Source organism: Geofilum rhodophaeum (genome assembly GCF_002210225.1).
Classification (GTDB): domain Bacteria; phylum Bacteroidota; class Bacteroidia; order Bacteroidales; family Marinilabiliaceae; genus Geofilum; species Geofilum rhodophaeum.
Genome location: NZ_MWUJ01000004.1, coordinates 38,475 through 61,213 on the forward strand (window position 1 = coordinate 38,475; position 22,739 = coordinate 61,213).

General features: G+C 49.0%; 16 protein-coding genes. 8 read left to right on the forward strand and 8 right to left on the reverse strand.

Going from position 1 to position 22,739, the window contains the following annotated elements; all coding sequences use genetic code 11:
* Positions 1 to 52: 52 nt before the first annotated feature.
* The 8 genes from B4W65_RS05370 to B4W65_RS05405 all read left to right on the forward strand — a co-directional run bounded on the left by B4W65_RS05370 (position 53) and on the right by B4W65_RS05405 (position 9,294).
* Positions 53 to 1,132 (forward strand): sugar kinase, encoded by a 1,080-nt coding sequence (locus B4W65_RS05370; protein WP_088654101.1) that lies wholly within the window; start codon positions 53 to 55, stop codon positions 1,130 to 1,132.
* 10 nt (positions 1,133 to 1,142) lie between these two features.
* Positions 1,143 to 2,417 (forward strand): lactate racemase domain-containing protein, encoded by a 1,275-nt coding sequence (locus tag B4W65_RS05375; RefSeq protein WP_088654102.1) that lies wholly within the window; start codon positions 1,143 to 1,145, stop codon positions 2,415 to 2,417.
* 108 nt (positions 2,418 to 2,525) lie between these two features.
* On the forward strand, positions 2,526 to 3,980 hold the full coding sequence (gnd, locus tag B4W65_RS05380; RefSeq protein ID WP_088654103.1) for a decarboxylating NADP(+)-dependent phosphogluconate dehydrogenase: 1,455 nt from the start codon (positions 2,526 to 2,528) through the stop codon (positions 3,978 to 3,980).
* A 149-nt stretch (positions 3,981 to 4,129) separates the two neighbouring features.
* On the forward strand, positions 4,130 to 5,164 hold the full coding sequence (locus B4W65_RS05385; protein ID WP_088654104.1) for a TRAP transporter substrate-binding protein: 1,035 nt from the start codon (positions 4,130 to 4,132) through the stop codon (positions 5,162 to 5,164).
* A 17-nt stretch (positions 5,165 to 5,181) separates the two neighbouring features.
* Positions 5,182 to 5,670 (forward strand): TRAP transporter small permease, encoded by a 489-nt coding sequence (locus tag B4W65_RS05390; RefSeq protein ID WP_088654105.1) that lies wholly within the window; start codon positions 5,182 to 5,184, stop codon positions 5,668 to 5,670.
* 2 nt (positions 5,671 to 5,672) lie between these two features.
* The gene (locus B4W65_RS05395; RefSeq protein ID WP_088654106.1) at positions 5,673 to 6,977 is read left to right on the forward strand and encodes a TRAP transporter large permease; all 1,305 of its coding nucleotides are present in this window, start codon (positions 5,673 to 5,675) and stop codon (positions 6,975 to 6,977) included.
* Between the two features lie 9 nt (positions 6,978 to 6,986).
* Positions 6,987 to 8,033, forward strand: a complete 1,047-nt coding sequence (locus B4W65_RS05400; protein WP_088654107.1) for a LacI family DNA-binding transcriptional regulator — start codon at positions 6,987 to 6,989, stop codon at positions 8,031 to 8,033.
* Positions 8,034 to 8,043: 10 nt separating this feature from the next.
* A complete protein-coding gene (locus B4W65_RS05405; protein WP_088654108.1) occupies positions 8,044 to 9,294 on the forward strand; it encodes a tagaturonate epimerase family protein in 1,251 nt (416 codons plus the stop codon).
* A 194-nt stretch (positions 9,295 to 9,488) separates the two neighbouring features.
* Here the strand turns inward: B4W65_RS05405 and B4W65_RS05410 are convergent, their stop codons facing one another.
* The 8 genes from B4W65_RS05410 to B4W65_RS05445 form a co-directional block, all read right to left on the reverse strand.
* A complete protein-coding gene (locus B4W65_RS05410; RefSeq protein ID WP_088654109.1) occupies positions 9,489 to 10,868 on the reverse strand; it encodes a glycoside hydrolase family 28 protein in 1,380 nt (459 codons plus the stop codon).
* Between the two features lie 11 nt (positions 10,869 to 10,879).
* A complete protein-coding gene (locus B4W65_RS05415; protein WP_088654110.1) occupies positions 10,880 to 11,692 on the reverse strand; it encodes a rhamnogalacturonan acetylesterase in 813 nt (270 codons plus the stop codon).
* A gap of 54 nt (positions 11,693 to 11,746) precedes the next feature.
* Positions 11,747 to 13,081 carry a pectate lyase family protein gene (locus tag B4W65_RS05420; protein WP_240509489.1) on the reverse strand — a complete coding sequence of 445 codons (1,335 nt, stop codon included), beginning with the start codon at positions 13,079 to 13,081 and terminating at the stop codon, positions 11,747 to 11,749.
* 22 nt (positions 13,082 to 13,103) lie between these two features.
* Positions 13,104 to 14,285 (reverse strand): glycoside hydrolase family 88/105 protein, encoded by a 1,182-nt coding sequence (locus tag B4W65_RS05425; protein WP_088654111.1) that lies wholly within the window; start codon positions 14,283 to 14,285, stop codon positions 13,104 to 13,106.
* Between the two features lie 18 nt (positions 14,286 to 14,303).
* Positions 14,304 to 15,722, reverse strand: a complete 1,419-nt coding sequence (locus B4W65_RS05430) for a pectate lyase family protein (RefSeq protein WP_088654112.1) — start codon at positions 15,720 to 15,722, stop codon at positions 14,304 to 14,306.
* Between the two features lie 61 nt (positions 15,723 to 15,783).
* A complete protein-coding gene (locus B4W65_RS05435; protein ID WP_088654113.1) occupies positions 15,784 to 17,361 on the reverse strand; it encodes a DUF4957 domain-containing protein in 1,578 nt (525 codons plus the stop codon).
* A gap of 69 nt (positions 17,362 to 17,430) precedes the next feature.
* Positions 17,431 to 19,221 (reverse strand): RagB/SusD family nutrient uptake outer membrane protein, encoded by a 1,791-nt coding sequence (locus tag B4W65_RS05440; RefSeq protein WP_088654114.1) that lies wholly within the window; start codon positions 19,219 to 19,221, stop codon positions 17,431 to 17,433.
* 10 nt (positions 19,222 to 19,231) lie between these two features.
* On the reverse strand, positions 19,232 to 22,423 hold the full coding sequence (locus tag B4W65_RS05445) for a SusC/RagA family TonB-linked outer membrane protein (RefSeq protein ID WP_088654115.1): 3,192 nt from the start codon (positions 22,421 to 22,423) through the stop codon (positions 19,232 to 19,234).
* Positions 22,424 to 22,739: the final 316 nt, after the last annotated feature.

The following is a 22,739-nucleotide window of genomic DNA, read 5'->3' on the forward strand; positions in this document are numbered from 1 at the left end:
CTTTGCCGCACTTGCGGCAAAGACCCATTATTCACCTTAAAATCAAACAGTCATGAGCATACAACTTAAAGACAACTGCAAGTGGTCCCTGATCGTCCCCACCAGTATGGGGGTACGCATCACCCCGGTAAACGGCCAGCCCGTTCACAGCAGCGATACCTTTCAAATGCAAGCCACCAGTGCGGAGACCAACGTAGCGAGCATAGCTTCCTACCTGGGTCTGCCGGTTAAAGTACTGACCACCTTTGTAAAAGGCAGTCCCGTGGCCCAATTCATCAAGAGCAACCTGCGCAACCGCCACATGGAATACGAAGGCCCCGAGGTGGAGCAGGGCGATCCCTGGGGTTACCGCCACCAGTTCAACATTGCCGACAGCGGCTACGGCTCGCGCGGTCCCCGTGTTCAAAACGACCGTGCTGGCGAAGTGGGACGCACGCTCAACGTGAAGGACTTCGATCTGGACCGCATTTTCGGTCAGGAAGGCGTGCAGATTGTGCACCTTTCGGGACTCATCGCTGCCCTTTCGCCCGACACCGGAAACTTCTGTCTGGAACTGGCCCGGGCTGCCAAAAAGCACGGCACCCGCATTTCCTTCGACCTGAATCACCGCGCCACCTTTTGGAAAGGCCGCGAAAAAGAACTGCGTGAAATCTTTACCGAAATTGCTTCGGTAACCGACATATTGATTGGTAACGAGGAAGACTTCCAGCTCTGCCTGGGCATTCAAGGTCCCGAAGCGGGCGGAAAAGCCATTGGCGACAAAATCGACAGCTTCAAGGAAATGATTCTGCGTGTTAAGAAGTCCTTCCCCAACGCCAGTGTGTTCACCAACACCCTGCGCGAAGTCATCAGCGCCAACGATCACCTCTGGGGTGGCCTCATGCTCGAAGGCGACAACTGGCATGTGGTGGAACCGCGTCCCATCAGGGTACTCGACCGCATTGGCGGTGGCGATGGCTTTGTGGGTGGCCTGCTCTACGGTATTCTCAAAGGCTGGGAAGCGGAGAAATGGATTCAGTTTGGCTGGGCCACCGGCGCCCTGGCTACGACCTTCCTGACCGATTACGCACAGCCTGCCGATGAAGACATGGTATGGAGCGTATGGAGTGGCAACGCACGCGTAAAACGCTAAATAAAACATTATGGTATTTTATCAACGCGGATCAGAAACAGAAGAGCTGTCGTCGAACGACTTGAGGACAGCCCTTCATGAGGCCCTGGATAAGCTGGGCAAGCGCCAAAAGGTGCTGGCCATACCGCCAGACTATACCCGTCTGCACTCCAAGGCCGGAGAAATAACTGCCCACGCCTGGGAATACTACGGCGACAAGCTCACCGATATTTTGCCGGCATTGGGGACTCATGTGGCCATGACGCCGGAAGAAATCAGCGACATGTTTCCAAAGGTGCCGCACGATTTGTTTCGGGTGCACGACTGGCGCAACGATGTAGTTACCCTGGGCGTAGTTCCCGGCGACTACATCGCTGAAATTACCGACGGCCGCATCTCCTACGACTGGCCCGCCCAGGTGAATAAGATGCTGGTGGAAGGTCAGCACGACCTCATCCTGAGCATTGGCCAGGTAGTGCCCCATGAGGTAATTGGCATGGCCAACTACAACAAAAACATCTTTGTAGGCACCGGTGGTGCCGAGGGCATCAACAAGAGTCACTTTATTGGCGCCGCCTACGGCATGGAACGCATTATGGGGCGCGCCAACAATCCGGTGCGCCGGGTGCTGAATTACGCCTCGGAGCACTTTGCCCAGGATTTGCCCATTGTTTATGTGCAAACCGTCATCGGTCGCAACAAAGCCGGCAAGCTGGTTACCCGCGGCATCTTCATCGGCGACGATGAAGAGGTATTTGAAATGGCCGCCGACTTGTCGATCAAGGTCAACTTCGAAATGGTGGCCGAGCCCCTGAAGAAGGTCGTTGTATACCTCGACCCTTCGGAATTCCGCAGCACCTGGTTGGGCAACAAGAGCATCTACCGTACCCGTATGGCCCTGGCCGACGGGGCCGAGTTGATTGTTTTGGCCCCTGCACTTAAAGAATTTGGGGAGGACAAGACCATCGACAAGCTCATTCGTAAGTACGGCTATTGTGGTACGCCCAAAACGCTGGAGTATGTGGAGAACAATGAGGACATGAAAAACAATCTGGGTGCAGCCGCCCACCTCATCCACGGCAGCTCCGAGGGGCGCTTTTCGGTGACTTATTGTCCGGGCCACCTCAGCCGGGAAGAAATTGAGTCGGTACACTTCCAATACGCCGATTTAAACGAGATGCTGAAGCGCTACAATCCCGAAACGCTGAAAGATGGTTTCAACACTTTGCCCGATGGCGAGGAAATTTTCTATATTTCGAACCCTGCGGTGGGCCTTTGGGCGCACAAGGATCGTTTCAACGATTAAAAAAGAGCAATTACCCGTTCGCGTAACCCGAAAAGTGACCGCTCCTCCAAACAAAGCAGAGCAGTAAGACGTTCGGGAAACAACAAACAAATAAAAACAGTTTATTATATGAAAGCATTATCTGACATTGGCCTGGTTGGTCTGGCCGTTATGGGCGAAAATCTGGTGCTGAACATGGAAAGCAAGGGCTTTCAGGTGTCGGTTTTCAACCGTTCTACCGACAAGGTGGACAATTTTGTGAATGGCCGCGCCAAAGGCAAAAACATCAAAGGCACCCACAGCCTCGAGGAGCTGGTACAATCGCTGGAGCGTCCGCGTAAAGTGATGCTGATGATTAAGGCCGGTAAGGCCGTAGATGCCACCATCGACAGCCTTATTCCGCTGTTGGAGGAAGGCGACATCATCATCGACGGCGGCAACACCCACTTCCCCGACACCGATCGCAGGACCGCTTATGTAGAAAGCAAGGGCTTGCTCTACATTGGAACCGGCGTTTCCGGTGGTGAAGAAGGTGCCCTGCTGGGCCCCTCCATCATGCCCGGTGGCTCCACCAAGGCCTGGCCCCTGGTGAAGCCCATTTTCCAAAGCATTGCGGCCCAAGTGGAAGACGGTACGCCCTGTTGCGACTGGGTGGGTGAAAACGGTGCCGGTCACTTCGTTAAAATGGTACACAACGGCATTGAGTACGGCGACATGCAGCTGATCAACGAAGCCTACCACATCATGAAAGATGTATTGGGCATGTCGGCCGACGAAATGCACGAGGTCTTTAAAAAGTGGAATGAGGGTCCCCTCGACTCCTACCTCACCGAAATTACCCGCGACATTCTGGCCTTCAAAGACGAAGACGGTCAGCCCCTGGTCGACAAGATTCTGGATACTGCGGGACAAAAAGGAACGGGTAAATGGACCGCTGTGTCGGCCCTCGACCTGGGTATTCCCTTGACTTTGATCGGCGAAGCGGTGTTCTCACGCTGCCTGTCGGCCATCAAAGAAGAGCGCGTAGCCGCCTCCAAAGTACTCAAAGGTCCCAAGCCCGAATTCAAGGGCGACAAGGAGCAATTGTTGAAGGACCTGGAATCGGCACTTTACGCCTCCAAGGTGGTTTCCTATGCCCAGGGTTATGCCCTGATGGCTGCGGCTGCTCAGGAGTACGGCTGGAAACTGAACTACGGCGGCATTGCGCTGATGTGGCGCGGTGGTTGCATCATCCGTTCGGTCTTCTTAGGCAAAATCAAGGAAGCCTTCGACAAGAACGAAAACCTGACCAACCTCTTGCTCGATCCCTTCTTTAAGGATGTGATGGACAAGGCACAGGACGGCTGGCGCCGCGTAGTGGCTACCGCTGTAATGAACGGCATCCCCGCTCCCGCCATTGCCACCGCCCTCAACTATTTCGATGGCTACCGCAGTGAGCGCCTGCCCGCCAACCTGCTGCAGGCCCAGCGCGATTACTTTGGTGCTCATACCTATGAGCGCATCGACAAACCGCGTGGTGAGTTCTTCCACACCAACTGGACCGGAAGAGGTGGAACTACCGCCTCCACCACCTATAATGTTTAAGTAAAACCTTTTCGGAGTGGGGCCTCGGGCCCCACTCCATTTCCAATCAGCCTTTGGGCTGAGCCCATCCCACATAAACCACAAAACCATGCGGGTCTTTGCAAAATCATACTGCACCAACCTGCACTCATTACTTAAATACAACCATAATGAAAACATCATTCGCGCTAACGTTCCTTTTTACCGCCCTGCTGCTCAGCTCGTGCGGACTAAAAAGTGACGTTAAAGTGTTGAAGCTGGGGCACACCCTCGACACCAAGCACTCGGTTCACATTGCCATGGAATATATGGCTGAAAGGGTGGAGGAAATCTCCGAAGGAAAACTCCGGGTAGAAGTGTATCCGGGCGGGGTTCTCGGCACCGAGCGAGAGAGTCTGGAGCTCCTGCAATTGGGCAGTCTCGACCTTACCAAAGTGTCTGCAGCGGCCATGGAGGGCTTTGTCGAAGAATACAAGGTCTTTGGACTTCCCTACATTTTCACCAGCAAGGAACACGCCTACAGTGTACTCGACGGGCCCATCGGCAAATCCATGCTGGCCAAGGGCGAACAGTTTTGGCTGCGTGGCCTCTGTTTCTACGATGCGGGCGCACGGAGCTTTTACACCGCCAAACCGATACATACGCCAGCTGATTTGGCGGGACTAAAAATAAGGGTCATGCAAAGCATTACTGCGGTGGAAATGATTCGCGCCATGGGTGGTTCGCCCACGCCCATCTCCTGGGGCGAACTCTATACGGCCCTGCAAAGCGGAGTTGTAGACGGAGCGGAGAACAACCCCCCCAGCTTTTACCTCTCACACCACTATGAGGTAAGCGGCAACTACACCCTTAACGAGCACACCATGATTCCGGATGTAATGATCATGAGCACCCATGCCTGGGGCAAACTCAACGATCAGGAAAAAGCCTGGTTGCAACAAGCCGTTGAAGAATCGGTAGGGGTTCAGCGCAAGGAATGGCAAAAATCGGAAGAAGCCTCGCTGGCCGCACTGGCCGAAGAAGGGGTCAACATTATTGTGCCCGACAAGCAACCCTTTATCGATGCGGTTCAAGGGGTGTACAACATTTACCGCGACAACGAAAGGGTGTACGACCTGATTCAGGACATTCGCAATGCCAACCCTCCTCAGGCAGAAGCCCTGGAGACTTCCACCGAAGACCTGGAAAATTTAACGGAACAATAACTCATAATACTACAACTATGACATTCAGAGCACGCATAGATAAAGTTCTCGAAATTGCCCTGGTGGTTTTAATGGGCGCCCTGGTGTTGGACGTGGTATGGCAGGTAGCCAGTCGCTACATTTTCAGCAATCCCAGCTCCTTTACCGATGAGCTGGCCACCTTTTTGCTGATATGGGTGGGCCTGGCTGGTGCGGCCTATGTAAAAGGCAAGCACGAACACCTGGCCATCGACATTTTACATACCAAAATGGGACCTCGCACCCTCAACCACACCATGATCTTCATCAATGTATTGGTCATAATTTTTTGCCTGGCCATTATGGTCGTAGGCGGCAGTTGGCTGGTATACACCCGTTTTGTATTGGGACAGCTTTCGGCAGCCCTGCAAATACCGGTGGGCTACGTTTACGCCATTGTACCCATCAGCGGTTTGCTGATGACCTATTATGCCATCGACGACATTGCGCACCTGGTAAAAAATTACAAAACCCTTAAACAAGCATAACCATGGAATTGGATATATTAGGAATTGTAGTACTGGTCGGCTCCTTCATCTTATTTTTGACCATTGGGGTGCCGGTAGCCTTCAGCATTGGCCTGTCAGCACTGGCCACCATGCTGGTTAGTTTTGACGCCCTCCCTGCCTTTGCCACCATGGCCCAACGCATGGCTACGGGACTCGAAAGCTTTTCGCTTTTGGCCATCCCCTTCTTCATACTGGCGGGACAACTCATGAACTCGGGCGGAATAGCCATGCGACTCATCGAATTTGCCAAAGTGCTGGTAGGTCGCTTCCCGGGAGGACTGGCTTTTGTAAATGTAATGGCCAATATGCTCTTTGGTGCCATTTCTGGCTCAGCAGCCGCATCGGCCTCTGCCATTGGCTCCATTATGGGACCACAAATGAAAAAAGAGGGTTATGAAGAAAACTTCTCAGCAGCCATCAACGTGACTTCGGCCACTACGGGATTGGCCATTCCCCCCAGCAACGTATTGATCGTGTATTCGCTGGCATCGGGGGGCGTTTCTATTGCTGCCCTTTTTATGGCGGGTTACATTCCGGGAATCTTAACCGGTTTGGCCCTGATGCTGGTAGGAGGAGTTTATGCCTACCGCAAAAAGTATCCCCTGGGTGAAGCCATTGGTTTTAAAGCCGGAGTTAAAAAATTCATTGCCGCCATCCCCAGTCTTTTCATGCTCGTTATTGTAATTGGAGGAATTGTGGCCGGTTATTTTACCGCAACCGAAGCCTCAGCCATTGCCGTGGTCTACTGTCTTGCCCTGGCATTTTTCTACAAAGAAGTAAAGATGAAAGATTTACCATCTATTTTGGTAAAAACAGTCAAAACCACAGGCATTGTTATGCTGCTGATTGCCACCTCCATCGGTCTCTCCTGGGTAATGTCTTTTGAGAACATTCCGCAGACCGTGAGCGACGGACTCCTTTCGGTTTCGTCCAATCCCTTCGTTATTCTGCTGATGATCAACCTCATACTTTTGTTTGTGGGCATCTTTATGGATATGACCCCGGCGGTATTGATCTTCACCCCCATTTTTCTGCCTATAGTAACCACACAGCTGGGTCTGGACCCCATTCACTTCGGTATCATTATGATTCTGAACCTGAATATCGGTTTGTGTACCCCACCCGTAGGTTCCGTGTTATTCATCGGTTGCAGTGTGGCCAACCTGAAGATTCAGGATGTGGTAAAACCCTTGATTCCCTTCTTTATCGCCATGATTGCGGTATTGATTATAATCACCTTCTTCCCATCCATTACCATGTTTGTTCCCCGCCTTTTTGGGTTTTAAACTAAGCGAATGAAACAGGTCAGAATTAAAGATATTGCCGAAAAGGCAGGTGTTTCGATAGGCACCGTTGACCGGGTGCTGCACAACCGGGGCGAAGTAGCTGCAGAAACCCGGGAGAAGGTACTGACCATCGCCCGGGAACTGCATTACCAGCCCAACATTGTGGCCCAGGCTCTCACAGCCAAAAAACAATACAATCTGGCTGCACTGATGCCACGTGGGGGCAGCGACAATGTATTTTGGACCCTGCACCCCCAGGGCATCGAAAATGCCATCAAAAGTCTCCGCCCCTTTTATGTTGATGTGCGCTTCTTCTTTTTTGAATTGCACAACGAGGCCGACTTTGTGGAGAAAACCAGGGAGATTTTGGAATATCAGCCCGAAGGGGTCATTTTTGCCCCCATCCTGAAAAAAGAGTCCCTGCAATTTTGCAACGAGCTCGATGCACGCAGTATTCCTTATATCTTCATCGACACCTTTATCGAAAACGCCAACTGCCTTTCCTTTGTAGGGGAAGATGCCTACCAGGGTGGCCGCGTTGCTGCCAGTCTCATCGACTACGGCTTGCTGCCTCAAAAAGACATTTTGATTGTAAATCTGGCCAAGGATTTGGAGAACACGCAACATTTGAATCGCCGCAACCAGGGTTTCATGAGCTACTTTCTGGATACCGGAAAAAACCAGGGCATGAAAATTACAGTGGAGATTCCTGTGTCGGACCCCAAAGAAGTGGAGGAGCGTATGGATGCCATATTCCAGTCGAACCCCAACATTGGGGCCATTTTGGTAAGCAGCGCCAAAACCCACGCCATTGCCAGGTACATCGAGAGTCGCCGGCTTAAGGACCTCATTCTGGTGGGCTACGAGCTCACCCGGAAGAACAAAGAGTTCCTGAAAAAGGGCATCATCCGCTTTCTGATTGGGCAAAAGCCCATGAAACAGTCCGAAAAGGCTGTAAAACGCATGTTTGAATACCTAACGACCGGACAGATAAGCTCCAAAAGAGAATATCAACCGGTCGAAATCATCAATGTAGAAAATGTAGACCTTTTTTAATCAATACGTTATGAAACAATTATCGAAATACTCCATCGGCATGGGCGACCGCTTTGCCCACCAGGCCTCCTACCAGCTGAAAGCAGTAGTTGAAGCCACTCAGAAAGGTTTCGACATTTCCCCCGTGTGGAACAAGTCGAACCGCGAGCACACGACCATTGGCAGCGAACCTGCCGATGCACGCAAGGCAGTGGAAGCCACCATTAAGGAAATGAGCTGGAACAAGCTCTACTTTGTAGACGCCGACCACATCAATCTCGATACCGTTGACCGGTTTATGGACTCGTCGGACTTCTTTACCATCGATGTAGCTTCTTACATTGGTAAGCAGGGCGACTGTGCCAAAAAGGAGGACTTCCTGGCCAAAATGAAGCCCTTCATCGGCAGCTTCAACATCCCGGGCATAGCCAAAGCCATTGAAGTCACCGAAGCCCAGGTCAGCACCATAGCCGACCAATACCTTTATGCCGCTTGCATGGCGGGCGAGACCTACAAAAAAATTGCAGCAGCAAAAGGCAAGGGCAACTTCATCACTGAAGTGTCGATGGATGAAGTTCCGAATCCCCAGACTCCGGTGGAGCTTTTCTTCATCCTGGCCATGCTGGCCCATTACCAGGTACCGGCCCAAACCATTGCGCCCAAATTTACCGGTCGCTTCAACAAGGGAGTGGACTACGTAGGGGATGTTAAAGCCTTCAGCGAGGAATACGAAGCCAACCTGATGGTCATCGACTACGCCGTGGCCCAATTTGGACTGCCTGCCGAATTGAAGCTCAGCATCCATTCGGGTTCGGACAAATTCAGCATTTACGACCCCATTCGGGAATTAAGCAAGAAGCACAACAAAGGTTTCCACCTGAAAACAGCCGGAACCACCTGGCTCGAAGAGGTGATTGGTCTGGCATTAGCCGGCGGAGAAGCCCTCGACTTTGTAAAAGAAATTTACGGCAAGGCCTTGCAGAATGTAGAGAAGCTTTGTGCACCTTACGCAGATGTTATCGACATCGACGAAAGTCAGCTTCCCTCTGCTGAGGAAGTCGCCAAGTGGAGCAACGAAGACTTTGCCAACGCCCTGCGCCACATTCCCGGTCACCCCCAGTACAACCCCAACCTGCGTCAGCTGGTACACGTGGGTTACAAACTGGCGGCCGACCAGATTGAACGCTACAACAGCTTGCTCGAAAAGAATGCCGACATAGTAGGCAACTGCGTTTACGAAAACATCTACGACCGCCACTTAAAGCGCCTCCTGGCCCTTTAAGCAAGGTAGCCATCATAGACAAAAAGCGGCTGTCCCTTATACGGACAGCCGCTTTTTATTCGTGGGCACTTTCACCCCCACCCAACGCCGTGCTGCACTTTGACATTCGTCTGGTGAGCATTTCATAAAAAAGTCCCCCTTTGCAAATGTCTTGCAAAGGGGGAGTCTTTTCTGTATTACAGAGAAACATCCTATTATTGTGCCCAGGTGGGCGGACCTGCTTGTCCCCCAATCGACACGTCTTCAAGAACAATATTTCGTGCGTCCTGCAAGTCAAAAGCGATATCGGCCTTTTCGATGGTCACATTGGTAAAATGTACATCGTGCACCTTTAATTCAGGAAAGCCATGCACCACAATACCCGCAGCTGTGGCTTCGCGACAATACACATTCTCCACAAAAACATCGTGAATGTGGGTAACGTGTCCCTCTCCCTCCTGATGATAAAAGGAGGTGATAAAGAAAGCGTCCTCCACCACATCGAGCTGCACATTATTGAAGTAGATGTTGGATATTTCACCACCCCGGTCGGGATTCGACTTGATGTACAAACCCCGCTTAAGATAACCGCCGGCAACACAATCCTCCACAAACACATTACGTACGCCCGAAGCCATTTCGCTGCCAATGACAATGCCATGCAAGCCCTGAAGTTGACAATCGCGTACAATGATGTTTTCGGTGGGCCGTGCCATGCTGCGCCCCTCGTGATCGCGTCCCGCCTTTATGGCCACATTATCGTCGCCATTATTGAAAACCACCTTTTCGATGAGCACATCGCGCGAATACTCCGGATCAATGCCGTCGTTGTTTTTATTATGGGCATCGAAACGAAGGCCCCGCACGGTAACATTTTCACACATCAAAAGGTGTAGGCACCAAAAAGGCGAATCCTCGATAAGCACATCCTCAACCAGAATGTTGCGACAATCGTAAAACTGAATCAGATGCGGACGTAAATAATGCCCCTCGCCAAAGATGCGTTCCTCTAAAGGAACTGCATCGTTGTTCATTCGACGAGATAACAGCTGACTGTCTTTTTGCTTATCGCGCCACAACTGCCAGGTTTCCGAGGACTCTCCATCAATGCGCCCCTTCCCAGTGATCGCAATATTCTCACATTGATAAGCATAAACAAAGGGACTGTAATTGTGCAAAAGCGTTCCTTCCCAACTGGTTGGCACTACCGGCAGGTAGTGCTGCGGGTCAGAACTAAAAAAGATCCTTGCCCCTTCTTCCAGATGCAACTCAGTATTGCTTACAAAATGAATGGGACCATTGACCAGGTATTCACCGGCAGGAACCACAATACGCCCCCCACCAGCCTCCCGGCTGGCAGTCATTGCCGCAGCAAAAGCCGCCTTATTGTCGCCCAGTCCATCGGCAGATGCACCAAAATCGCTCAACAAAAAGTCCCGCTCAGGAAAGACCGGCGCCACAATGCGGGCCAGAATTTCTTCTTTGGTATCCAGCACTTGGGTTTCGTCCCCGGAGGGAGAATCGCCTTGCTGCATACATGAAGGCAAACACATAAGGGCCAACAGGCCCAGTCCAGTCAATAAATACCTGCTCATAACAGAAAAATTTAGTTTTCCGGGATTTGCCCGGGAAGCTGAAGCGTCTTCAGCGCATCAAACACCAGCTGGGCCACAACCTGGGCACCTGCCATATTAAAATGTGTATTATCAGTACGTCCTTCCGGATAGCCCGCATAAACACCCGGCTCGAGATTCATGAAATATTTAGGCCCCAGGGAATCCGGTCCCACCGGGGTAAAAGCCTTCATCGAAAGCTCATTGAGATCGATCAAAGCCACTTTGAGCTCTTCGGCCAATTCCTTCATCTTAGCAGGATAATCTCCGTGCTGATTGTACATCTGCAAATCCTCATCCCACTTATGATTACCCGTTACGGGCGTCACCAGTATGGGAATACCACCCCTTTCTCGGGTTTGGGTAACGAACAAACGCAGGTATTCCTGGTAAGCATCGGGCGCCGTAAAGCGCTCTGGCTTATTGGCAGAGGCATCGTTGTGGCCAAATTGAATCAACACCAGATCACCTGGCTGAACAGCTTCTACAAGAGCACGCCAGCGTCCCTCCTGAAAGAAGGTCTTGGTGCTCCGACCACCAATGGCGTGGTTATCCACCTTAACCGAATCAGAAGGGAACCATTGACGCACCTGGTCGAGACTATCGGCCACTAAAAACTCAGGCAAACGCTGTCCCCAACCTGTCATCGGGTAACGCTTTTCCATATAATCGGCATACTTGCTGTAATCGGCAACGGTACTGTCGCCTGCCAAAAACACCGTACGCTCTTTTCTTTCCTCATCAGTTCCACAACTCCATGCGAGCAACAAAAACACCAGCAGCAAGAATCCATTTCTTTTTCTCATTGTCTTAAAATTTGTTTAAAAATTGAACCATTGTCCAAAAATACAAAAACAAGACTAAAGGACAGAGAGACTGTTGAGGTACACTTCCAAATTGCTGTAGGTTGAGCACAAATTATACTGCCAGGCATCATCAGCGTCCTCCGGATTCAGACCCCGACTTAACTCCCAGCCATCGGGCATGCCATCCTTGTCGCTGTCGCTCAGGGCAGGGTACTGTTGCAAAGCCGGCCAGGCGCCCACTTCATCCTGACTGTCGAGAATGCCGTTGCGCCCATAGAGGGCCACGCCGTTACGTACCTCATAAACCAATCTCCGGTCCAAGGCATCGCGAACCCCCATCCCCGCCTTTTGCAAAACAGCCGTGTAGGCCTCCCGGGCATCACGCACTTCGTAATCGGACACCACAAAAGGAATGGATACCAACATACTATCAACCGGTCCTTTGCTTTCACTTACACCCAATTTGTTATCGGCTGTAACCGCTGCGCTTCCGTCCATAACATTTCCGGAAACATAAAACCCTCCAAAAGGCGCATAAGGTTCCACAAAACGCTCCCGTTCATCCTTTGCCGTTGCCGGACCGGGTTTAAAGTAATTGCCCACAATATTGTAGTGTCCTTCCTCGCCCGCATAAATGGCTTTCTCTGCATAGTTGTACACCACATTATTAACAAACTCCATCAACTCCTGCTCGTCGCCCTTCAGCGTTCGGCCACCTTGTAAACGGGGATTGCGACTGGTATGGTGCACCAACAGGTTGTGATGAAAGGTCGCTTTATTTCCGCCCCAAATGCCACCATAGCCATGCTCCCCCTTGTGGTGATGCGATTCGTTCAAGGACTCACTAATGATGCACCACTGCACACTGATGTTTTCATTGTTGTAGGCCGACAAAACCTCATCGTTGCCCCAGGAAAAGCTGCAGTGATCAATGATCACATTTTTTTGTCCGATGACCGATACCGCATCCTGCTCCACCTCGTACAAATCGCCGGGCCGAACCTTCAGGTGACGAACAATAACTTCGTTGGCCTTAATTTTCAAACCGTAGCCCTTCAAACAAACCCCATCTCCTGGCGCAGTTTGTCCCGCAATGGTAATGCTGTCGTTGTTGATGTCTAAGGGACGATTTAAAAGAATGTCGCCGGAAACTGCAAAAACAATGGTGCGTGCACCATGCTTTTGAACCCCTTTGCGAAGGCTTCCTTCCCCCTCATCATTCAGATTGGTAACAACATAAACTTCGCCACCACGTCCCCCAACGGTGTATTTCCCGGCGCCCTCGGCACCAGGAAAGGCCAACCGACCTGTAACACAATCACTTTGCCCAAAAACCAAGGCGGGAGTCAATAAGACTCCCAGCCCGATCATCATCAAACTTCTCTTCATCCTCTATAACATTTTAAGTAAATCACCGCTCCAACTCAATGGCGGCCATAATAAACGGGGCCACCCCTTTGGGGTCATTATCGTTCACCTTTTCAGTAATGTAATATTCGTACGACCCGTCTCGATAAGGATTGCCACCCAAACCACAAGCGCCACAGATACTGGTCATGGTAAGCAGTCCGTCTTCCTCCTCTACAATCAGGTGCTCCAGAATATCGTCAAAAACACTGTTGGCCAAATCCAGATAATTCTCGTTCAGATAGCCGTTTTTAGCCCCCTTGGCAAAGGTATAAGCAAACATGGCCGATCCTGAACCTTCAATATAGTTGCCTTCCTCACCCAAATGATCCAGCACCTGATACCACAATCCCGTTTCGGGATCACGTACCTTTAATACGGCCTCTGAAACATTGTTCAGTATCCCAATGATGCTGTCGCGATCGGGATGCGTTTTAGGCAAAAAGTCCAGCACATCCACAATGGCCATCATATACCATCCGGTAGCCCGGCTCCAGAAGTGGGGCGACTGGCCGGTAAGCGGATCGGCCCAGCGCTGCTCGCGACTCTCATCGTAGGCATGGTACAACAAGCCACTTTCTTCGTCCCGTGTAACACGGTAAGCCAGCTTAATCTCGTCGGCAACAACGTCAAACCATTCGGGATCGTTAAACTCCTTGGCGTACTGTGCCAAAAAAGGAGAGGCCATATACAAACCGTCCAACCATATTTGGTTGGGATAAATTTTCTTATGCCAGTAACCGCCCGATTCCGTTTTGGGATGATTGCGCATCTGCTCAACATGTAATTCAATGGCATCGCGATACTTTTGCTCACCGGTACGTTTGTACAGGGTAATCACATTTTTAGCCGGATTGATGCGGTCAATGTTGTAATCGGTCTGCTTATAATGCTTTACCGAACCATCTTCCTGTACAAAGTAGTCGATAAAAGTTTCCATGTACTCCGAATACTTCGGATCCAGGTGGCCCAAACGGTCAATGGCCTGGCCCACATACGAAACATCGTACTGCCAGCGTACCCGGGGGGCATCCATTTTCAATAAGGTATCGTAACGTGCCATAACTGAATTGGCCATACGCACGGACCAAAGTTCACCCGAGGCCTCGTTTTTTTGACCATTGCCGCATCCCGGCAAAACGGCCAAACCAAGAACCAGGGCGCCTGCATAAAGTAGTTTTTTCATCGATTTATCGTATTAAATTTAATATCCAAATCCAATTTTCTCCTTCACCAGCTCGTTGAGATAGACTTCGAGATTGGTGTAAGAGTCACTCAAACCATAGGCAGATCCATCTTCAGGAGCATCAGGATTGAGACCTTTCGTGGATTCCCAGGCGTCGGGCATTCCGTCCCCATCAGAATCAAGAGGAGAATCAACAGCATCATAATCAGGCCATCCGCCTACTGTCTCCTGAGAATCAATAATGCCACTATCTTCTCCATAGGCACCACCATAAGTAGCCGTTCCAGCGCTGACCTCCTCAATAATTCTTGCATCAACGAGATCGCGATAAATACTCATTCCAACATGATCAAGAACTTTTACATAAGCTTCTTCGGCAGACTCAACATTCACTTCAGTGATGGAAAATGGCGTCTCTACACCTAAAGCCGCTTTGTCGCCTCCATCTTTCAAATCAATGCCGGCCCAATTCTCAGCACTCACCGAAGGGTAACCCTCCACATAATTGCCACTAACATAAAAACGGCCATAGTCATTTCCCTTATAGGCCTGAAAAATACGGCTTTTATTACTGGTAGTAGCAGGCCCAGCCTTGTAATAATTATTGATGATGTTGTATTGACCATCCTCTCCCCCATAAGCGGAGTTGTCGCCCCAATTATAAATGACATTATTGACCATTTCTGCACGCTCCCGCGTAATACCATCGCGTACCCCATAAAATCTGGGATTGCGACTTTTATGATGGGCAAGCAAGTTATGGTGAAAACTGGCATTGTAGCCTCCCCATAGGCCACCATACCCGTGAGCTCCCTTGTCGTGCACCGACTCGTTCAAACTCTCGGCGATCAAGCTCCACTGCAACGTAAAATTCTCATTATTGTAGAAAGACGCGCACTCATCGGTACTCCAACTCATTGAACAATGGTCTATGATAATGTTTTTATGACCGCGCCCCCAAACAGCATCATCCTCCGTTGCGCTGACATCGCCCAAGCGGAAACGTAAAAAACGAATAACAACATTGTCGGCTTCCACCACTACAGGCTGATCCCTAAGCGTTATCCCAGCACCGGGAGCCGTTTGTCCGGCAATAGTCAAGTCGCCTCGCGAAATACGTAAGGGGCTGTTCAATCGGATGGTGCCGTTAACAGCAAAAACTATCGTGCGCGCGCCAAACTGACTTACTGCATGTCGCAAGGACCCCTCACGAAAAGTATCCTCAAGGGTAGAAACTACATATACATCCCCACCGGCCCCACCAAGTGTGTACATCCCCCCACCTTCCGCGCCGGGAAAAGAAGGAATTTGCGAACGATCGGGAAGTTCTGTCTCGTCGCCAGGTCCGGGATCCGGTTCCTGTAGATCATCGTCATTGCCGGAGCATCCCATCAAAACAACCAAAGGCAACATCCAACTCCACCGCAATTTTTTCATAGTAATAACAAGTAAAAAGGGAACAGCACAAAGGCTGCCCCTTTAATTAAACAAACTCAGATTACGGTATCCAACGGGCCGCTCCAATGTTATAGAATACAACATCTTCCTGACTTACGGTAAAATCACCTGCCGAAGGATCGGCAAATCCCGGGTCTACAGAAAGGTAGGTCGTGGTATAATCGTAAGCGGTGAAGGCATCACTGGTCAAATTCGGTGAATTAAAATAGTTGTTTCTATCGAATTCAACAATGTTGGTCTCACTCTGCCTAGAGTAGTTACCCACTACATTACTGAAAATATTATTCTTGACAGTAATCTGATTTTCAGCGTGACGCACATACATAATTCTGCGGGTAGTACCCTCTTTATCAATAACGTTGTGAAGGGTATTATTGGTAAACACGACCACGCAAGGCTCACCGGGGAAGCTGCTCGAACCACCTGAATCCATACGAATCAGATCGCGATCAGCCGCACTGTTGTAAATGGTGTTATTTGTAAACTCCAGATGTCTGGTCATTCCACTTCGGAAATCGATGAAATCGCCTCCGTCACAAACTATATTGGAGTAAACGGTATTGGTAATGGTTACCGACTCAATCAAAACAGCGTTGCTGGCATAGAACACACCCTTGGTATAATTGGTAATATAACACCCGTCAATTACAACGGCGCCATAAGCATCGGGCAATGCCTCATCATAAACAACAGTCTGATTACCATCGGAGGTAGCACCATCCATAATCAAATTACGCAGCGTTAAACCGGCCAAACCACTCATGCGAACAATGGCACCCTTTATCACAGGACGATCGTGCGGATACACGCCAACAATAGATAAAGTTTTGTCGATGGTAATATTGCCGTCAACAACATATTCTCCTGGCATTAAGGCTAATCCGGCACCGGGTTCCGCCTCTGCAATCATTGTCAGCAGATCATCTTCAGGGAAGACCTGAATGGCTCCCCCCAGGTCAATAAGCGTTCTGAAAGCCATGGTTCCGCGGGTATCGGTATCGCGACGCATAACCGCCACATAATCGGTTTCACTGTCCAATCCCTCAATAAGTACTTCACCAGCTTCAATTTCAGCAGCACTCAGCTCATGTACAATATCCCCCGGAGTCAACGTAATGGTGCTGGCCGTTTCACCTGCGGGCCAACGCAAAACCACAGAATTATGCGTAACATCCTCTTCTCCCATGGCAAGAAAGATCTGTTCCGTTCCGGTTTGAAAAACACTACCTGACCACAAGGACTCAGAAATACCTGTCCCAACAGCCTTAACACGAACAGCATAGAAAGTCTCACCCCGAAGTCCTAATTCAGAATAGGGAAGGTCCTCCAAAGTCAGTCCTGTTTTTGTACGTATAGGGGTTCCGGAAAAATCACCGGTTTCTGTTTCCTCCTCATTCTCGAAGAATTCAATGGTATAACTATCCGCCTTGCGAACCGGCTTGAAGTTAACCCGTGCTGTAGTTTGGTTCAATACCCGAACCTCAATATCGGTTGGTGAGAACAAACGACTCACCTCCAGTTCGGTCATTTCAGGGTCAATGTCGTCAGAGCAGGCAGAAAAGCCCAACAGACCCACAGCACCGAACAGCATTGCTGAATATTTTAATACTTTATTCATAGGTATACAATTTTGTTTTTCCTCCGGATCTCATTCCGGAACTTATTCATCTACTTTTAGCCAAATGTTTTAGTAACCATATCCATCGTTGGTCAGCTGACCATTACTGGAGTCAACAAAAACCTGCCAAATGGGCCAAAACTGCCGTGAATCGGGATCAGCCTGATACAGACCATCCCAGTACATAACCAAGTCCCCTTCAGAATTAAGCTTCCAGGTTTTTTCTTCGGTAAAGCCTAATGCAGCACCTGCCTCATCCGTATCACCAAAATTCAGTCCATAAATCTCTAAGGTTTCGCCATCCTCAGCTGTTCGATAGTAAATCTTTTCAGGAAGATCAGCATATTTCCCTTCACGATTTTCGAATTGCTGAAGTTTTGTGGCCGATTCAGCTAATTTCTGCCCCAAAAGATTCCAACGAATCAGGTCACGCTTTCTCAGCTTCTCCCCAACAAATTCAAAGGCACGCTCATCAACAACAGCATCAAAGAAAGCCTCCTTACTGGCGGTAGCCTCAGCCATCAATGCATCCACCTTCTCAGGATTATTTGGAAAAGCGCGCTCTCTAATCTCACGCAGATAAGGTGCAGCTGCCGCAGGACCATCCAATTCGTTAATGGCTTCGGCAGCCATTAAAAGAACGTCGGCATAACGCATATAAATAAAATTCAGGCCATCGTCATTGGGTGCATCGACCCGACGTCCACTTTCTTCAAACAACCACTCGTAACGATACTTACCAAAGTAGAACTTATTGGCATTGGTAGGCACCTGAACCCCGTCGGTCCACTCATAGGGCACACAAGAAACATCACGACGAACATCGTCTGCATCGAAATCATAAAAGACAGCAGGATTGGGCCCGTTGCTACCACCTCTGTTTTGGGCGGTGTACTTATCGGCATTGGTATGCTTAACACCCAAATCAAAAATAACCCTTCCACGTCCGGTATCAAAAGGAATCTCCCAAAGGATTTCTTTCCCGGCTACGTAGTCTTCACGGTGCAAAGAACGAAAAACACCTTCAAAAGTCTCTAATTCAGCGGTGCCACTTTCTATAATATCCAGGCACTCTGCCTTGGCAATGGCATACATCTTTTCCGAAGCCAATTCCGGATCGGTACTTTTTCTGATTCCATCGGGGCGCTGTCCATACCCACCTGCAGCCAGCGCCAAACGAGCACGAAGACCTTTAATGAAAGCCTTGTTGATTCGTTCTGTGGATTGGGTGAGACTGTTCTCATTGGGCCAGGGAACCAGGGTTGCAGCCTCATCCAAGTCGGCCAATAACTGCTTGTAAATCACATCCCGATCAGCACGAGGCAGGTACATGGTTTCCGAAGAAATCGGCTCAAAACGAGCAGGCACATCGCCCCAGGCATTCAACAGGTCATTGTAAACCACAGCACGGAGTGTAAGCACTTCGCCCAGCAGTTGAGCCATATAGGCATCGTTCTCCACATTTCCATAGGCACGTAGTCCCCGAATTGCAATATTGGCTCGCTCAATACCTTCATAAAACTTGGCCCAGGCGTTGTTTTCAGAGTTCATCTGGCCATTATTAATATTGGTATTATAGTTGGAAAGACGAGCTTTGTCTTCATTTACATCTCTTAAAGAGTGGGTAACCTCTGTGTCTGTATTCATCCCATAGTACAAAATGAAACGCCCCCGATAAGAGTTGGTCTCACCAAACGAATGAATGATACCAGCCACGGCTCCTTCAGCCAGACTTGGGTTAGAAAAAATTACCGATTCATCAAGCGCAGACTGGGATTCTACCTCTAAGGTATCCTCGCAAGACATAATCACCCCTGAGAGTAAAAATGCCAAAAATGCTTTATATATCAAACTCTTCATAATCTACTGTTTAAAAAGTTAAATTCATACCAACTACAAAGGAGCGGCTTTTGGGATAAGCCGAATAATCTACACCGGGAGTCAAAGCCGTTTTTCTACGTGTAGAAACCTCCGGATCGAATCCAGTATAGTTGGTCAGGGTGAATACATTATAAGCCGATGCATAAAACCTTAAGTTGCTCACTTTTATGCGTGATGTAAGATCACTGGGCAAAGTATAACCTAAAGTAAGCGTATTCAGACGAAGAAAAGAGCCATCTTCTACTGCCCAGTCAGAAAACACAAAGCGCTGCATATATGGCGACCACATCGTTGTGGAGGCATTCATTTCTGCCAATTCCACAGGATCGTTGCTGATGGTTCCATCTTCTCGCAGATTGGTCCATCGCTCACCATCTTCCATAATGGTCAACATATTACGCGAGTGATATTTACTGGTTGAGGTGTACTCAATTTTATTGGCGTTGTAAACATCGTTGCCATAACTCCAGTTGAACGCAGCAGACAAATCGAAACCATAAACCCGGCCATTCAAGGTAAGTCCACCTGTATGCAAGGGATTAGCATCCCCAATAACAACCCGATCATCCACATCAACCAGGTTATCATCAGTCTGATTTTGCAGCTTCATAGAACCTGGACGCAAGGTTCCCACAACAGGCGAGCTGTCGACAACACCTTCCTTCAAAATCCAAGCCCCATCAACAAAACCATCAAAATCATCCACCTCATAACGACCTGCACTGCGGTATCCGAACATCTGACCAACGGAGCCGCCTTCGGCTACCATAAAGTCAGCCCCCACTTCGGTGGAAGCCCAGCCAGAATCCTGAGTAAAGTCCTCCATGAGTCCCAGGGACAAGATCTCGTTTTTATTAAACCCAATGTTTCCACTGATGTTTAATCCAAAGTTGCGGGTATCCAATGCCACCCAATTCAGCATGAATTCAAAACCTTTATTCTGAGTCTCTCCCATATTTCGATACTGGTTATCGTATCCGGTACCGGCAACAGGAAACTGAATCAACAAATCTTTGGTATTGTTGATGTAAGCCTCAGCACTACCATTCAGACGTCCTCCCATTATTGCAAAATCAAGTCCCAGGTTACGCGTAACGGTAGTCTCCCATTTCAAATCAGGGTTAGCCATGGTTTTAGATCCTGCCCAATAGCTGTCAAAACCATTGACATAGTTAGTGGTACGTACTTCCAAATTTTGAATCAACTGCCCTGATGGAATATTGTTATTTCCAGCTGTACCATAACTCAAACGTAATTTCAGATCGTCCAGCCAATATTGGGTTCCCTCCATAAACGATTCCCCGGTAACACGCCAGGCTGCTGCTGCTGAGGGGAAATAGCCCCATTGGTTTCCTTCCGAAAACTTAGAAGAACCATCAGCACGGAAAGTGGCACTGAACAAATACTTATCGTCAAAAGCGTAGTTCACCCGACCAAAATAAGACAAGAGTACATCGTCAGGACTGTAATAGTTTTCGATGGAGTGGGGACTCCCCTGTGCTGGCAAGGCCGCTGCGTCTTCCAGTAAGAACGACTCGGGCAAACCATGAACAGTGGTGGTATGCTCTTCCTGCTCACGAACATAGTATTCGTGTCCTGCCAACAAATTCAAACTCTGACGCTCGCCCAACAAATCATCAAGGTCGTAGTTTAAGGTGTTGGTATTTCTAAAGGTATCCCGATTACGTTTGTTAAAAATAATGGCCGGCATTCCGCTGTCGTCAGCAGAAGGTCGATCCTTTACGTAATAGGTGGTCAAACCATAAAACCTTTGATCATTTGATTTATAATCATCGAGTCCGACTTCCGTACGAAGGGTTAAATTATCGATAACTTCCCAGGCAGCACTAGCGTTCATATTATAGGACCTGCGAGCCTGATAACGATCGTTATCTTGAAGTGCAGTAACAGGGTGATAAAGGTTGAAGTCCGGATCTGTCTCCCCGGAACTCGTCAATCCACTTACCGGAAAGGGAGGATAAATCATCGCATACTTCAAGCGGGAATCCGCTGAAGATATTTCATTTTGCTCATTGGCACCCCCACCTTCAATTTCTGTATTTGAATAACGCAACGAAAAATCAAGGGTAACCTTTTCATGGGGTTTATTACTCATTTTCAGCGTAAGGTTGTCGCGCTTAAAGCTGGACATTTGCATAATGGCCTTATCATCGATATGACTGTAACTGAAGGCGTACTTGGTTTTTTCTCCCCCCCCGTTAATGCTCAAATTGTGGTTAAATGTAAAACCGGTGCGTCCAAAAACCTGATCCTGCCAATCGTTACCTTGAACCTCCTTATACAAATCCAAGTCCTGATAATTGCCAAAATAGTCAGTAAAATTCTCAGGCTTATTGGCCAATTGAGCACGTTCATATTGGAACTTGGCATAATCATAAGGCTCCAAAACATCTAATTTCTTAGCCAACTGCTTCCAGGAGGCGTAAGCATTGTAGTTTACATTTACTTTCCCGGCCTCTCCACTCTTGGTGGTTACAATAATTACACCATTTGCACCACGTGAACCATAAATGGCGGTTGATGAGGCATCCTTTAAAACATCGATCGATTCGATGTCGCTAGGCGCGATATCGTTAATGCTTTCAACAGGAAAACCATCGACAATTAAAAGAGGGGTATTGTCACCGGTGATGGAACCACCTCCCCTTACCCGAATCTTAATCTCGGCATCGGGCGAACCCTCTGTCGCAGAAATTTGCACACCGGCCAACTTACCCGTAATGGCCTCAGTTGCACTGGCTACGGGAATGGCCTGCAGCGCATCTCCGCTAACCGAAGCAACCGAACCGGTAATGTCTCTCTTTTTCACAGTACCATAGCCTATGGCCACCACCTCATCCAAACCTATGGAGCTTGTATGAAGCACGGCAGTAATACTTGATCGCCCATCTACAGCGATCTCCTGCTCTTCAAATCCAATAAAACGCAATACCAAAACGGCATTTTGCGCATCGGGTACCTGAAGTTGAAAGTTTCCATCAAAGTCGGTTACCGACCCTGTGGTAGTCCCCTTAATAATGATGTTAACTCCAGGAAGAGGCTCACCCTGGGTGTCGACCACGTTACCTGTGACCAACTGACTCTGCTGAGCGTAAGCCAATAAACCAAAGGCCCACATTCCAGCGATCATTAACACTCGAAAAATCTCTCTTTTTCTCATAATTTGAATTGATTACTTAACAAATTCTACCTTTTTAATTTCATTTGCCAATCTGATCGGGTTTTGCACACATTAACATTTATGCTGCAATTTAAACACAGATCACGGTAAACAGGTGGGACTAATCATCCAAAAAGGATGCCTAAAATGACCAAAAACACCCGCCATAAATCATCTAAACCCTCATAAACAACAAGTTACCTGCCAAGCCACAACATCAATTCAACAAAAGTCTGAATATTTAAAATCCTTTCACAAAAAAACTGCACATCCAGCCACGCGGCTCAATGTGCAGTTTTATTCCGTTTTAGCGATA

Bases quoted from the DNA above. Each gene is read 5' to 3' on its own strand.
- B4W65_RS05370 (WP_088654101.1), top strand. From the start codon at position 53: ATGAGCATACAACTTAAAGACAACTGCAAGTGGTCCCTGATCGTCCCC.
- B4W65_RS05375 (WP_088654102.1), top strand. From the start codon at position 1,143: ATGGTATTTTATCAACGCGGATCAGAAACAGAAGAGCTGTCGTCGAAC.
- gnd (WP_088654103.1), top strand. From the start codon at position 2,526: ATGAAAGCATTATCTGACATTGGCCTGGTTGGTCTGGCCGTTATGGGC.
- B4W65_RS05385 (WP_088654104.1), top strand. From the start codon at position 4,130: ATGAAAACATCATTCGCGCTAACGTTCCTTTTTACCGCCCTGCTGCTC.
- B4W65_RS05390 (WP_088654105.1), top strand. From the start codon at position 5,182: ATGACATTCAGAGCACGCATAGATAAAGTTCTCGAAATTGCCCTGGTG.
- B4W65_RS05395 (WP_088654106.1), top strand. From the start codon at position 5,673: ATGGAATTGGATATATTAGGAATTGTAGTACTGGTCGGCTCCTTCATC.
- B4W65_RS05400 (WP_088654107.1), top strand. From the start codon at position 6,987: ATGAAACAGGTCAGAATTAAAGATATTGCCGAAAAGGCAGGTGTTTCG.
- B4W65_RS05405 (WP_088654108.1), top strand. From the start codon at position 8,044: ATGAAACAATTATCGAAATACTCCATCGGCATGGGCGACCGCTTTGCC.
- B4W65_RS05410 (WP_088654109.1), bottom strand. From the start codon at position 10,868: ATGAGCAGGTATTTATTGACTGGACTGGGCCTGTTGGCCCTTATGTGT.
- B4W65_RS05415 (WP_088654110.1), bottom strand. From the start codon at position 11,692: ATGAGAAAAAGAAATGGATTCTTGCTGCTGGTGTTTTTGTTGCTCGCA.
- B4W65_RS05420 (WP_240509489.1), bottom strand. From the start codon at position 13,081: ATGAAGAGAAGTTTGATGATGATCGGGCTGGGAGTCTTATTGACTCCC.
- B4W65_RS05425 (WP_088654111.1), bottom strand. From the start codon at position 14,285: ATGAAAAAACTACTTTATGCAGGCGCCCTGGTTCTTGGTTTGGCCGTT.
- B4W65_RS05430 (WP_088654112.1), bottom strand. From the start codon at position 15,722: ATGAAAAAATTGCGGTGGAGTTGGATGTTGCCTTTGGTTGTTTTGATG.
- B4W65_RS05435 (WP_088654113.1), bottom strand. From the start codon at position 17,361: ATGAATAAAGTATTAAAATATTCAGCAATGCTGTTCGGTGCTGTGGGT.
- B4W65_RS05440 (WP_088654114.1), bottom strand. From the start codon at position 19,221: ATGAAGAGTTTGATATATAAAGCATTTTTGGCATTTTTACTCTCAGGG.
- B4W65_RS05445 (WP_088654115.1), bottom strand. From the start codon at position 22,423: ATGAGAAAAAGAGAGATTTTTCGAGTGTTAATGATCGCTGGAATGTGG.